The following is a 12,484-nucleotide window of genomic DNA, read 5'->3' as shown; positions in this document are numbered from 1 at the left end:
CGCTCCCAGCGTGTCACCGATCACGCACACGCGATATCTCGCCATCGGCGTCCCCGACTACCACAGGTCGGTCGACTTCTATGGCTCGACCTGGGGTCTGCGGCCCGTCGTGGACGACACCGGGGTGACCTTCTTCTCCGCCGACGGCAGCGAGGAGCAGTTCGTGCTCCGCGTGCGCGCGGCCGAGCAGAGGCGCCTCGACCTGCTGGCACTCGCCGTCCCGACACCCGCCGAGGTCGACCGGCTGGCCGAGTCCCTCGCGCGGGCCGGAGTGCGGCTCGACCTCACGCCGGCGTCGCTGACGGCTCCCGGCGGAGGTTACGGGTTCCGGTTCTTCGACCCCGACGGCCGCCTCATCGAGATCTCCTGCGGCGTCGCGACCCGCGAGGCGCGGGTGCTCGAGGAGCGCGAGGACATCCCGAGCAAGCTCAGCCACGTGGTGTTCAACACCGCGAACCTGGCGCGGACGATCGCCTTCTACGAACGCCATCTGGGCTTCCGGATCTCCGACTGGGTGGAGGACCGGATGGTCTTCATGCGCTGCGGGCGCGATCACCACACGCTGGGGTTCGCGGCCGCCGCCCACGCCTCCCTCAACCATGTCTCGTTCGAGATGCGCGGCGTCGAGGAGTACATGCGGGGGACCGGACGCATGACCAGGGCCGGGTTCCCCGCGCTCTGGGGTCCCGGGCGGCACGGGCCGGGCGACAACACCTTCTCCTACTTCCGATCGCCGGACGGCAACGTGGTCGAGTACACGACCGCGCTGCTGCAGGTCGACGAGAGCACCTGGGTGCCCTGCCGGTGGGAGGGCGACGGCGAGGAGGCCGACCAGTGGGGGACGGCGGGTCCCATCGACGAGTTCATCCCGGTCGCGGTCGGTGACCCCGACCCGGGCCTGTGGACCCCGCCTCCGTTCTGACCAGCCGCTTCCACTATTCAGGAGAGTCATGACCGGCACAGTTCCGCCCGACGACCGGGGTGAAGACCGGCCCGCCGGGCCAGGCACGTCCGGACCGCTGGCCGGAGTGCGCGTCATCGAACTCGGTTCCGTCGTCGCCGGCCCGTTCGCGGGCCGCCTGCTCGCGGACCTCGGGGCCGACGTGATCAAGGTCGAGGCCCCGGGACGACCGGACCCCCTGCGCCACTGGGGGCAGGAGTCGTACCGGGGGCACAAGCTGTGGTGGACCGTGCACGCCCGGAACAAGCGCTGCGTCACGCTCGACCTCCGCACCGAGCGGGCGCAGCGGCTCCTGCTGGCCATGGTCGCCACCGCGGACGTGGTGGTGGAGAACTTCCGTCCGGGCACGCTCGAACGCTGGAACATCGGCTATCCGCGCATGCGGCGCGCCAACCCGGGGATCGTCCTCTGCCAGATCTCCGGCTTCGGGCAGACCGGACCCTACAGTCACCGCGCCGGCTACGCCTCCGTGGCCGAGGCCATGAGCGGTCTCCGGGCCCTGAACGGATACCCCGGGCAGGCGCCGCCGCGCATGGGCATCTCGCTCGGAGACTCGCTCGCCGGCATGTTCGCGGTCCAGGGCGTCCTCGCCGCACTCCTGCACCGAGACCGCACGGGCGAGGGCCAGGTCGTCGACGTCGCGCTCACCGAATCCTGCCTCGCGCTGCTGGAGTCGGTCATCCCCGAATTCGATCGCCTCGGCAGGATCCGCGAACCGGGCGGGACGCGCCTGGAAGGGATCGCGCCCTCGAACCTGTTCCGCTCCAAGGACGGGATCTGGGTCGTCATCGCCGCGAATCAGGACACCCTGTTCAAGCGGCTGTGCGAGGTGATGGGCCGGCCTGAGCTCGCCACCGACCCGCGCTACCGCGACCACGAGGCCCGTGCCGCCAACCAGGACGCCATCGAGGGCATCGTCGCCGAATGGGCCGGACGGCACGACGCCCGCCATATCCAGGAGGTGCTGGCCGACAGCGGTGTCGCCGTCGGCCCCGTGTACAAGGTGGACCAGGTCGTCAGCGACCCCCAGTTCCTGGCCCGGGGCATGCTCACTCCGCATTTCGACGAGCGGCTCGGCGAGGAGGTGCTCGGGCCGGGAGTGGTCCCCCGGTTCTCCGCCACGCCCGGTTCGGTGCGGTGGGCCGGTCCCGCGGTGCCGGGGGCGCACAACGCCGACGTGTATCCCGAACTACTCGGGCTGACAGCGAACGACCTTGAGGAGCTGGCCGATGAAGGCGTCATCTGAAGCCGCGGGGCGCGAACCGGCGGCACCGCCGATGACGACTGCGACCCGCTCCCGTCTCGACATCCGCGAAGTGGGCCCGCGCGACGGGCTGCAGAACGAACGGCCCATCTCCACCGAGGCCAAACTCGACATCATCGAGCACCTCGTCCGAGCGGGCGCCCGCCGTATCGAGGCGACGTCGTTCGTCTCGCCGCGCGCGGTCCCCGCGCTCGCGGACGCGGCGGACCTGGCCGCGGCCCTGCCGCGGTGGCCCGACGTCCGGTGGTCCGCCCTGGTCGCCGGTGTGAGAGGAGCGGAGAGGGCCGTCGCGGCCGGCATCGTCGAGGTCGACTACGTCGTCTCCGCGGCGGACGGGCACAGCAAGGCCAACGTCGGGCGCACGACCGAGCAGGCGCTGCGGCTCGTCCCCCAGGTGGCGGACGTGGTCCGGCAGGCCGGCGGGGTGCTCGAGGTCATCGTCGCGACGGCCTGGGACTGCCCTTTCGACGGCGAGACGCCGCCGGCCCGGACACGCGACGTCGTCGCGCGCGCGATCGACGGCGGCGCCGACCGCCTCTGCCTGGCCGACACCATCGGCACCGTGACACCGGGCCGGCTGACGGCGCTGGTGGAGGCGGCGCGCCGCATCGCACCCGGCGTGGACGTCGGCGTCCACCTGCACAACACCCGCGGCACGGGCCTCGCGTCGGCCTACGCGGCCCTGCTGGCCGATGTCACCTGGCTCGACTCGTCGATCGGCGGTCTCGGCGGATGCCCCTTCGCGCCGGGTGCGAGCGGGAACATCGCGACCGAGGAACTCGTCTACATGGCGCACGATCTCGGCCTGGAGACGGGTTTCGAACTCGAGGAGTTGCTTGCGGCAGGGCACCGAGCACAGGAGATCCTGGACATCTCCCTCCCCAGCGGACTACTGCGGGCAGGCGACCGTACTCGCGCCCCGGCCTGACCGGCTGCTCATCACGTACTGCTTGGGGCGACCCGCCGTCCGAAACGCGCGAACGGCCGACGGCACGGGAACTGGTGGCCGCGGCTGAAATCGAGCACCGGCGGAGAGGCAGGCCGGGCCGGGCGGCCTTTGCGGGGCACGCCCGGCCCGGGGGTGCGGTTCGGGGGCTACTTGGTGGCGTACTTCGCGATGGCGTCGCTCGCCACGTGGTTGTGCCGCCAGGACGGCAGGTGCTCGTAGAGAAGCTCACCGTAGGCCGGTGCGAGCGGCTGGTCGACCCAACCGCGAAGGATCTCCGAGCCGACGGCAAGCCAGTTGACGGGGATCGCGCCGGCCTGGACGAGGCGCATGACCGCCGTGTCGTGTGTCTCCTTGGTGGTCGCCGCAGAGGCGTCGACGACGATGTAGACCTCGTAGCCGCGGTCGAGAGCGGTCAAGGCGGTCAGGGCGAGGCAGACGTCGGTCTGGATGCCCGCCATGATCAGCTTTTTGCGTCCTGCGGCCTCGACGGCCGCGGCGAACTGGTCGTTATCGAAAGCGTCGAAGACCGGCGGACGGTGGATGACGGGAGTGTCGCCGAGGACCTGGGCGAGTTCGGGGTAGAGAGGACCCGCGGCAAAGTCCTCGGGAGCGGCGGTGACGATCAGCGGCAGGTTGAACAGCTTCGCGGTCTTGGCCAGCGCGAGCGTGCCGTTGAGGTTCTCTTCGATCGTGTGCGATCCGATGAGGTTCGAGAAACCGACCTCGTGATCGATGAGGACGACCGCGCTGTTGTCGGCGGTAAGTGGTGTGTGCGGCATGACTTTCTCCTTGCTTGTTTCCTTTGTGGTCACCGTGACGCGGCTGGTGTCAGTCAGCGGGCCTCCCGCGAGTCGCCACGAGCGTGAGGATGTCGCTCACGTCCTCGACGGCCATCTCGATGCGGCCGTAGACGCGCGGGGTGAGGAGCGTGGTGCCGTCGAAGTCGCCGGAGGATGCGAAGACGGCGACCGGCAGGGTCATCGATTGGAAGAACCCGAACAACGGGCGAAGGGCGTGTTCCAGGACCAGCGCGTGGTGATCCCCGCCGCCGGTGGCGGCGAGGAAGACCGGCTTGTTCGCGAGTGCGTACTGGTCGACCAGGTCGAAGAAGTGCTTGAACAGGCCGGTATAGGAACCGCGGAACACCGGGGTGGCGGCTATGAGCAGGTCGGCTTCCTCGGCGCGGCGGAGCGCGTCCTCGATCTCAGGGGCGATGCCCTCCCTCTCGAAGGCTCCGGTGAAGGCGGGGCCGAGCCGGTACACGTCGATCCGGGTGTGCTCGACCGCGACGTCGTGGGCGGCGAGCACGCCGGTGAGTGTTCGCAGCACGACGCCGACCAGTCCGACGGTCTTGGACTTCTCGCTCGGGCTGCCGTTGACGACCACCACCCGCAGTGTCCGAGCCTCCTCCCGGGAGGGGGGACGGCCGGTGCGGCCGCCGGTGAGAGCCCGCTGGTCGCTCACGGTGGTGGTCACGCCGCCCGCTCCTTCCGGGAGCCGACCTCGCGGCGTACGACGGGGGCGACCTCGGTGCCGAGCAGTTCGATCGCCTCGAGGACGTCCTTCTGCGGCATCCCGCCGAAGCCGATCTGGATCAGTGCGCGGTCCAGGCCGTAGAGCTCGTGGTAGGCCAGCAGCTTCTCGATGACCTCCTGCGGGCTGCCGACGACGAGTCCGGCGTTGGGGGAGGTCTGGGCCTCGAAGGCGGCCCGCGGCATCGCGAACCCGCGGCCACGCTGGTGGTTGTTGGCCATCATGCCCTGCGCGAAGTAGGGGTACATCGTGTCGCGGGCGCCCTGGCTCGTACGCCCGACGTAGCCGTGGAGGTTGATGCTGGTGCGCAGCGTGGCGGGGTCGTGCCCGGCCTGCCGTGCGGCTTCTCGGTACAGGTCGATGGTCTGCCGGTGAGATGTGATCGGCCCGAGCAGCAGCGCCATGGCCATGGGGAGGCCGAGTCGGCCGGTGCTGATGGCGGAGGCGGGGGTTCCTCCGACGCCGACCCAGATCGGCAGTTCCTCCTGCATCGCGCGGGGACCGACGTCGGCGGCGTCCAGTGCGGGGCGGAACCGTCCGCTCCAGGTGATCGGGTTCTGCGCGCGGATCCGCAGTAGCAGGTCGAGCTTCTCGCGGTACAGGTCGGCGTAGTCGGCCAGGTCGTAGCCGAAGAGGGGGAAGGACTCGGTGTAGGAGCCGCGGCCGGCGATGATCTCGGCCCGGCCTCCGGAGAACTGGTCGAGTGTGGCGAACTGTTCCCAGACGCGCACCGGGTCGTCGGAGCTGAGCACGGTGACCGCGCTGGTCAGCCTGATGTTCGTGGTGGCCTGGGCGGCCGCGGCCAGGACGACGGCGGGGGCCGAGCCGACGAAGTCGGTGCGGTGGTGCTCGCCGACGGCGAACAGGTCGAGCCCGACCTCGTCGGCCAGCCGCGCCTGCTCGATGGTCTCCCGGGCGCGCTGGTGCGCGGAGGGGAGCGTGCCGGTATCCGGGTCGGCGGTGATCTCGGCGAACGTCATGAAGCCGATCTCGAAGGGGGATCGTTCGCCGGTGACGGTGGTGGGCAACGTGCTCTCCTCACGGTCTATGTGTGGACGCCGTTCGGTGTCCCGATCATAACAAGATGTCTGCGCAGGCAGATATTCCAGCCGATGTACTGCCTGCGCAGACATGTACGCCCGGCGATGAGGACGGCCCTCGCGGTACACTTCGGACGTGGCGACTCCACGTCTGAGCGACCTTGAGAACGAGGCCTGGCAGGGCTTCCTCTATGCCCACGACCGCATCTGGCGTGAGATCGAGGCGGGGATCGCGCCGCTGGGCGTGAGCATGGCCGAGTACAGCGTCCTGTCCCTGCTCGGTCGAGCCGGTCGCTCCGGCATGCGGATGTCCGAGCTGGCCAGGGAGCGGCTGATGTCGACCGGTGGTTTCACCCGGCTCGCCGACCGGCTGGAGCGCCGCGGGCTCATCGAGCGTCAGCGTGCGGCCGCGGACGGACGCGGCTACGTCGCCGTCCTGACACCCGATGGGCGCAACCTCCTGCGCAAGGCATGGAAGCAGCAGCACGCCGACGTGCGCCGACTCTTCCTCGACCGCCTCGACGACGACGACCTGCACGCCCTCACCCGGATCTGGTCACGCCTCGGGCCGGAGAGCGACGAGGGCGCCGGCCCGCGGTGACCGCACCGGCCTCAGGCGAACCGCGTTGTTCGCCGATGTGGGGCCCAAGGTGCCGGCGTCCCGGCGTGGCGGCGACGACTCCGTTGAGAACCTGAGCCACCACTACGTGTTCCGGCACGCCGGCACCTTGACTGGTCGGGCGGTCAATCACCGCACTGACGGTGGGGACAGTGCTCAGGAATCCGTCTGCGGCAGTTCCCAGATGTCAGAGACCAGCGGAAAGCCCGCGGGGTCGATATAGGAGCCGTTGTTCACGATCCTGTTGTTGGCGTGGCCGAGGGTGTGGAGGCTGAAGGCCGCCTGCAGCGCGTTCCACTGGCCCTGGATCTCCAGGGTCTGATTCACGGCCCTCTTGGCCATCTTCAGCCCGGCGGTGGGGCGGGTCGCGATCCGCTCGGCGAGGGCCAGCGTGGCCGACTCCAGGTCGGCTCGGGGGACGACCCGGCTGACCATGCCGATCTCCTTGGCCTCCGCCGCCGTCAGGATGTCGCCCGTGAGCAGCAGTTCCTTCGCGCGGCGCGCACCGAACTCCCACGGATGCATGAACAGCTCGACAGCGCTCATCCCGAACGCCGTGACCGGGTCGGCGAAGCGCGCGTCCTCACTGGCCACGATCAGGTCGGTGGGCCACATGATCATCAAGCCGCCGGCGAACACGCGCCCCTGGACCGCGGCGATGCTCGGCTTGGGGAAGTTGCGCCAGCGCCAGTGCAGTTGCAGGAAGACCTCGTTCTCCCAGGCCATATCGCCCTCGACGCCGCCGAGCCCCAGTCCGCCCTCCAGCGTCACCTGGTCCATGCCGTCGGTGCTGAAGAGCCCATCGACGTCGTGCCCGATCGAGAAGTCCCGGCCGTCCGCGGCGAGGACGAACACGGAGATCGAGTCGTCGGCCGCGGCGCGCCGGTAGGCGGCGTCGAGCTGGTAGAGCAGGTGGACGTCCTGCAGATTCCCGGTCTCGGACCGGGTGAGCGTCGCGCGGGCGACACGCTCGGCGGGCACGTCGTAGGTCACGCGGTCACCGAGCTTCACCGGCTCGGGCAGGGTGCTGTCGGTCATGTCGTTCGTCCCTTTCACAGTGTTGCGGGCGCTGGGCCCTCGCGGTCGCGGTGGCGACCGGGCTCCCGGGCGGGCGCCACCATGCCGCCTGCGCCGGGATGAGCGAGGAGACCATGGGGATCGCCCTTCCTCGTTGCTGAAGTGACCTAAACAACCTGCCTGCGCAGACACTTATTCCTAGTGGGGCCGTCCTGTGGGACGCCAGTTGTCCGCAGGCGCATGACCCCGAGATGGTGCGGGATGCCCGCTCTCGGGACGCGCCACTTCCGATGACCGACTGGGAGAAGGACGCCGAGATCTTGGTGCTGCGGCATCAGATCACGGTGCTGGAGCGCCAGTTGGACGGGCCGAGGGTGCGGTTCGCCGGCCCGGACCGAGCGCTGCTCGCGGCGCTGCTGCGGGAGAACCCAGGCTGGGGCTACCGGCGGGTGCACGGCGAACTGCTGACGTAGCACCAAGATCTCGTGTCCTGCCTCCCGGGCGATGATCGGCGTGAAAACGATGAAAAGTGCCATTGATCCGGCTTGCCGCCCGGCTTAGCTTCGCCGTGCAGGATTCCGCACCTTGTTCGGCATATCGGACGAGAGGTTCCGGCGCGTGCCGGTGAACGGGGTGCGGAGGTACTTCCATGGCTTAAGTCGAATCGATTCGACGAGGCCGCCCGGAACCAGGACTTCGTCCCCGCCGGATCCCTTCGGCACCGGCCATCGGAGGGCCCCCGGGCACGGCCCGGATGGGGTGGTTTCCGCCATGTCCTACTCAAGGAGTCAGAACTGTGCGTCCTTCCTCAGTGTTCTTGCCGGGCCGTGCGGGCGGTGGGCGCTCGCGGGCCGCCGTCGCCGCGGTTGTGGTGGTGCTAGCCGCACTGCTCGCGACCATGGCGGCAGCGTGGTCGGCGTCGGCGGCCGTCACGGGTCCGTGTGACATCTACACCTCGGGCGGCACGCCCTGCGTCGCCGCGCACAGCACGGTGCGAGCGCTGTACGGCTCGTACGACGGCAACCTGTACCAGGTGAGGCGTTCATCGGATAACGCCACCCGGAACATCGGCCTGCAGAGTCCGGGCGGCGTCGCCGACGCGGCGGCGCAGGACTCATTCTGCGCCGGGACCACGTGCGTGATCACGGTCGTCTATGACCAGTCGGGGCACGGCAACGACCTGTGGTACCAGGGCTCGAACGCGGTTCCCGGTTCGAGCCAGAGCAGCCCCGCCAAGGCGGCTTCCGAGTCGCTGACGGTCGGGGGCAGTAAGGCCTACTCGCTGTACATCAATCCCGGCAACAGCTATTGGCGGGACGGCCATCTGACGGGGGTGCCGACCGGCAGTGCCCCCGAGGGCATGTACATGGTGACGAGCGGCACGCACGTCAACGGTGGTTGCTGCTTCGACTACGGAAACAGCGAGACGACGAGGAACGCCGACGGTCCCGGTGCGATGGATTCGATCAATTTCAGCACGTCATGCTGGTTCGGCGGGTGCTCCGGATCCGGTCCCTGGGTGCAGGCGGATCTCGAATGGGGTCTATTCCCCGGAGGCAGTAAGACCTGGAATCCCAACCAGCGGGCCTTCACCAACAGGTTCGTCACCGCGATGTTGAAGAACAACGGGACATCGCGGTTCGCGCTGAAAGGCGGCGACGCCCAGTCCGGCGGTCTGACCACGTTGTGGGACGGCTCGCTCCCCAGCGGGTACAGCCCCATGAAGAAGCAGGGAGCCATCGTCCTGGGGAGCGGCGGCGACTGCTGCAAGCCCGGCGGAGGCGCCAACCTCAGCGCTGGAACCTTCTACGAAGGAGCCATGGTCTCCGGTTACCCGTCGGATGCGACCGAGAATGCCGTCCAGGCCAATCTGGTGGCCGCCGGTTACGGAAGCACGGGTAACGGCGGTGCCTTCCCGACTGGTTATCATCAGTTGGTCATCGGCAATAATGGGCTGTGCGTGGACGTATACGGTAATACCGGCGCGTCGGGTGCGGCGATCGTCCAGTGGAGCTGCAACGGGCAGAGCAACCAGCAGTTCCAGTTCCTGCCGGGTTCCAATGGCTATGGTGAGTTGCAGGCTCAGAACTCCGGTCAGGTGCTCGGGGTGGCCGGTGGGTCCACGTCGGCCGGTGTGCCTGACATCGTTCAGCAATCCCGAACGGGTGCGCCCAGTACGTTGTGGCGGCCGATTCGGCAATCCGACGGTTCCTTTGAGTTCCAGAATCAGAACAGCGGTTTGTGCCTGGACGTTTATGGTGCGGGCGACAACCCCGGCCAGCAGCTCGACCAGTGGCCGTGCAAGAACGCTCCAGGTACCAACCAGGACTTCATCCCACGCTGATCCCGCCTGGACGTCTCACGTCTCTCCCGGCGGGCGGGCGCCCGGCCTCCGGCGCGTCCGCCCGCCGGTCCGGCGCAGCGGGCAGGCCTTTGCCGGGGCCTCGGGTTCCGCGGGTCGAACGGGGAGCGGTAGGACGGAGGCTCGGGCGCCGGCGGCGCACGGCAGGTCCGCGAGTTGAGGGCCGGGCACCCGCGTTCGCGGTACCCGGCCCTCAACTCTTGTCGGTCACCTCAGCTCGAGGTGGTCGGCCCCGAAGCCGCACACCTGGGTCTGAGGGCCGTCAGGGCAGCGTCCATTTCTGGTTGCTTCCGCCGTTGCAGTCCCAGATCGCCAGCTGAGTGCCGTTCGTCGTGTTGGAGCCGGGCACGTCGAGGCAGCGGCCGGACTGCACGCCCTTCAACGAGCCGTCCGGCTGCGGGGTCCACAGCTGGTTGGTTCCGCCGTTGCAGTCCCACAGCTCGACCAGCGTTCCGTTGGACGTGCCTTGGCCGGTGACGTCCACGCACTTGCCGTCCGAGGCGCCGAGGCGCAGCATGCCGTTGCCCCACCACCACACTTGGGCGGAGCCGCCGTTGCAGTCCCAGAGCTGGACGCGGGTGCCGTTGGCCGTCGAGCCCGCGTTGTCGTCCAGGCACTTGCCGGCCAGACCGGACCTCACCGGGCCGATGTGCTGCTGCGGCGCGCTGCCCGGCGTGAGGGCGAAGTCGTCGAACTGGTCGGTCTGGTAGCCGGTGACGCCCAGGCCGGCCTGACCGCTGGTGTAGGAGGCGTCGGTGGCACTGCCGACGGTCACGCCGTCCACGGCGGCGGTCAGCGTCGTGTCCTGGAGCTTCAGCGACAGCCGGTGCCACCTGTTCAGTCCGAGCGCCGACGTGGTGCCGCCGGCCAGCGTCGTGAAGTGCCACGAGGTGTCGCTCTTCACGATGGACCATGCGCCGGTGTCGCTGACCCGGAAGTGGTAGGCGTTCAGGCCGTTGTTGTTGGTCGCCTGGAGGTTGACGCGGCCGAGTACTTCGACGCTGCCGGGCTGCTCCAGCATCGCGTCGGCGCTGACCGTGTAGTTGCCCCACGAGCCGTCGCCCATGATCGTATAGGGCGCGCTGTAGGACTCGTTCGTCCAGCGGATCGGCGTGGTCGGCGCCATCTGCCGTACGCAGGAGCCGGACCTGCCTCCGCCGCAGGCCACCCTCTGGAACGCGCCGTTCATGTCGGCGAAGTACTTCGGCGACGTGGTGGTGGCCGCGGTCTCGAAGTCGTCGGAGTACGGCAGGGCCATCGGGGCGGCGGGCGGAGAGGTCGCGGTGCCCTTGCCCTGCCCGGTCGTCGTCGTGACGGTGTAGACGGTCCCGGGCTGAAGGGTCAGCGAGTACCGGCCGCCCGAAGGCGTGACGTCCGCGGCGTGCACGAAGTGGTCACCGGGGCTGGAGGAATTCACGTTGGTGGACCAGACGTGGACCTGGCCCGTGGACAGCCCACCGGTGACGGTGAAGGTCGCGGTCTGCGCCGCCGTTGCGTCCATCGTCTCGATGACGGTGCTGTAGTCGGAGCCGTTCGTCGACTTCAGCGTCACGTAACTGCCGTTCGCCCGGTTGCCGCCCAGGAAGCCGCTCCCGGAGTCGATGTAGCGCCAGCCGGGCTTGGTGAACTGGGTGGTGTGCGCGGTCACCCACGTCGTCTTGCCGAGGGAGTAATGGCCCGACCACGGCTGGGGGGCGACCGACATGCCGGCGGTGTTGTAGTGGAGGTTCGGGTACAGCGCCGCGATGACCGGCCAGTTGATGTACGAGGTCATCCGCCCGTCGATGTAGTCGCGGTTGATCGCCCGCGCGACCGCCGGGGCGCCGCCGTCGGCGTCCTCCGAGCCGTTCTCGCTGGCCCACAGAGGTTTGCCGAGGCCCTGGGCGGTCGAGGTGCTCGGACAGGAGGTGAACGCGGTCATGTAGCCGCACGGATAGTGCGTGCCGACGATGTCGACGGCGTTCTTGAAGCCCGGGTCGGCGGCCATGGCGTCGGCGACGTCCCAGCCGCTGTCGGCCGCGACGACCTTGATCGACCCGTAGCCGCCGGCCGCCAGCGTCGACTTGAGGTTCTGGTACCAGCCGGCGTTCCAGCCGCGTTCGTTCCAGCCGCCGAGGTAGTCGATGTTCAGGTTGTGCTGCTTGGCGCAGCCGAGCCATGCCATCAGGTAGCCGACCATGTCCTGGGACCAGAAGTTGCCGCCGCCGATCCAGCCGGGCGCGCCCCAGGCGAGGCCGTAGAGCTTGATGTCAGGGTTGCGGGCCTTGGCCTGCGCGGCCAGCCACCACTCGTACCCCTGGTCGCAGTCCACGGCGCCCCGGATGTGCTCGTGGCTGGCCTCGGCGCCGTCGGTGGAGTTGGTGTCCCCGCCGACCTCGATCTTCAGGATCTGCAACGAGGCGCCGTACCCGGGTTTGAACAGGTAGTCCAGGAGCCGGCTGCGCTGGGGCTCGGGATAGTCGACCAGCAGCCGGGAGTTCCCGCCGCCGCCGCTGATGGCGCCGACGCCGTCGAAGACCAGGCCGGGGCGGGTGCCGTCGAGGGTGATGGACGTGGAGACCGCGGCGTGCGCCGGCCGGGCCGTGGTCAAACCGGTCAGGGCGCCCGCGAGGAGCACCAGTAAGGCCAGGAGGGGGATGTGATGCCGTGCTGCCCGGGTCATACGGGCTCCTTGGGGCTGTCTCTTATACACATATGACGCTGCCGACGATCGCATAAGTGTAGATCTCGGTGGGCGCC

General features: G+C 69.3%; 11 protein-coding genes. 6 read left to right on the top strand and 5 right to left on the bottom strand.

Annotated features, from left to right (window positions below):
• The first annotated feature begins 10 nt into the window (after positions 1 to 10).
• The 3 genes from E1284_RS01770 to E1284_RS01760 are packed head-to-tail and all read left to right on the top strand — an operon-like array spanning position 11 to position 3,153.
• Positions 11 to 922 carry a VOC family protein gene (locus E1284_RS01770; protein ID WP_131936302.1) on the top strand — a complete coding sequence of 304 codons (912 nt, stop codon included), beginning with the start codon at positions 11 to 13 and terminating at the stop codon, positions 920 to 922.
• A 28-nt stretch (positions 923 to 950) separates the two neighbouring features.
• Positions 951 to 2,207, top strand: a complete 1,257-nt coding sequence (locus E1284_RS01765; protein WP_131936300.1) for a CaiB/BaiF CoA transferase family protein — start codon at positions 951 to 953, stop codon at positions 2,205 to 2,207.
• Positions 2,191 to 3,153 (top strand): hydroxymethylglutaryl-CoA lyase, encoded by a 963-nt coding sequence (locus E1284_RS01760; RefSeq protein WP_207923500.1) that lies wholly within the window; start codon positions 2,191 to 2,193, stop codon positions 3,151 to 3,153. The genes E1284_RS01765 and E1284_RS01760 overlap by 17 nt, the downstream gene beginning before the upstream one ends.
• A gap of 167 nt (positions 3,154 to 3,320) precedes the next feature.
• Here the strand turns inward: E1284_RS01760 and E1284_RS01755 are convergent, their stop codons facing one another.
• Genes E1284_RS01755 through E1284_RS01745 form a run of 3 tightly spaced genes read right to left on the bottom strand, consistent with a single transcriptional unit; the run spans position 3,321 to position 5,735 of the window.
• The gene (locus E1284_RS01755; RefSeq protein ID WP_131936298.1) at positions 3,321 to 3,953 is read right to left on the bottom strand and encodes an isochorismatase family protein; all 633 of its coding nucleotides are present in this window, start codon (positions 3,951 to 3,953) and stop codon (positions 3,321 to 3,323) included.
• A gap of 49 nt (positions 3,954 to 4,002) precedes the next feature.
• Positions 4,003 to 4,650, bottom strand: coding sequence for an NAD(P)H-dependent oxidoreductase (locus E1284_RS01750; protein WP_207923499.1), 648 nt, complete (start codon positions 4,648 to 4,650; stop codon positions 4,003 to 4,005).
• Positions 4,647 to 5,735: an LLM class flavin-dependent oxidoreductase gene (locus E1284_RS01745; RefSeq protein ID WP_207923498.1), complete on the bottom strand. Its 1,089-nt coding sequence runs from the start codon at positions 5,733 to 5,735 to the stop codon at positions 4,647 to 4,649. Before E1284_RS01745 ends, E1284_RS01750 begins: the two co-directional genes overlap by 4 nt.
• A 148-nt stretch (positions 5,736 to 5,883) precedes the next feature.
• On the opposite strand from E1284_RS01745, the gene E1284_RS01740 reads away from it, so the two are divergent.
• Entirely contained in the window at positions 5,884 to 6,348 is a 465-nt protein-coding gene (locus tag E1284_RS01740; protein ID WP_243714194.1) for a MarR family winged helix-turn-helix transcriptional regulator, read from the top strand.
• Between the two features lie 174 nt (positions 6,349 to 6,522).
• Here the strand turns inward: E1284_RS01740 and E1284_RS01735 are convergent, their stop codons facing one another.
• Positions 6,523 to 7,404, bottom strand: coding sequence for an enoyl-CoA hydratase (locus tag E1284_RS01735; RefSeq protein WP_131936297.1), 882 nt, complete (start codon positions 7,402 to 7,404; stop codon positions 6,523 to 6,525).
• A gap of 269 nt (positions 7,405 to 7,673) precedes the next feature.
• Between E1284_RS01735 and E1284_RS01730 the strand changes: the two genes are divergently transcribed.
• Positions 7,674 to 7,856 carry a hypothetical protein gene (locus tag E1284_RS01730; RefSeq protein ID WP_207923497.1) on the top strand — a complete coding sequence of 61 codons (183 nt, stop codon included), beginning with the start codon at positions 7,674 to 7,676 and terminating at the stop codon, positions 7,854 to 7,856.
• Positions 7,857 to 8,194: 338 nt separating this feature from the next.
• A complete protein-coding gene (locus tag E1284_RS01725) occupies positions 8,195 to 9,727 on the top strand; it encodes an arabinofuranosidase catalytic domain-containing protein (protein ID WP_131936293.1) in 1,533 nt (510 codons plus the stop codon).
• 280 nt (positions 9,728 to 10,007) lie between these two features.
• Here the strand turns inward: E1284_RS01725 and E1284_RS01720 are convergent, their stop codons facing one another.
• Positions 10,008 to 12,407 (bottom strand): ricin-type beta-trefoil lectin domain protein, encoded by a 2,400-nt coding sequence (locus E1284_RS01720; RefSeq protein ID WP_131936291.1) that lies wholly within the window; start codon positions 12,405 to 12,407, stop codon positions 10,008 to 10,010.
• Positions 12,408 to 12,484: the final 77 nt, after the last annotated feature.

The organism is Actinomadura bangladeshensis (assembly GCF_004348335.1).
Lineage (GTDB): Bacteria > Actinomycetota > Actinomycetes > Streptosporangiales > Streptosporangiaceae > Spirillospora > Spirillospora bangladeshensis.
This window is presented reverse-complemented; position numbering and strand designations above follow the sequence as displayed.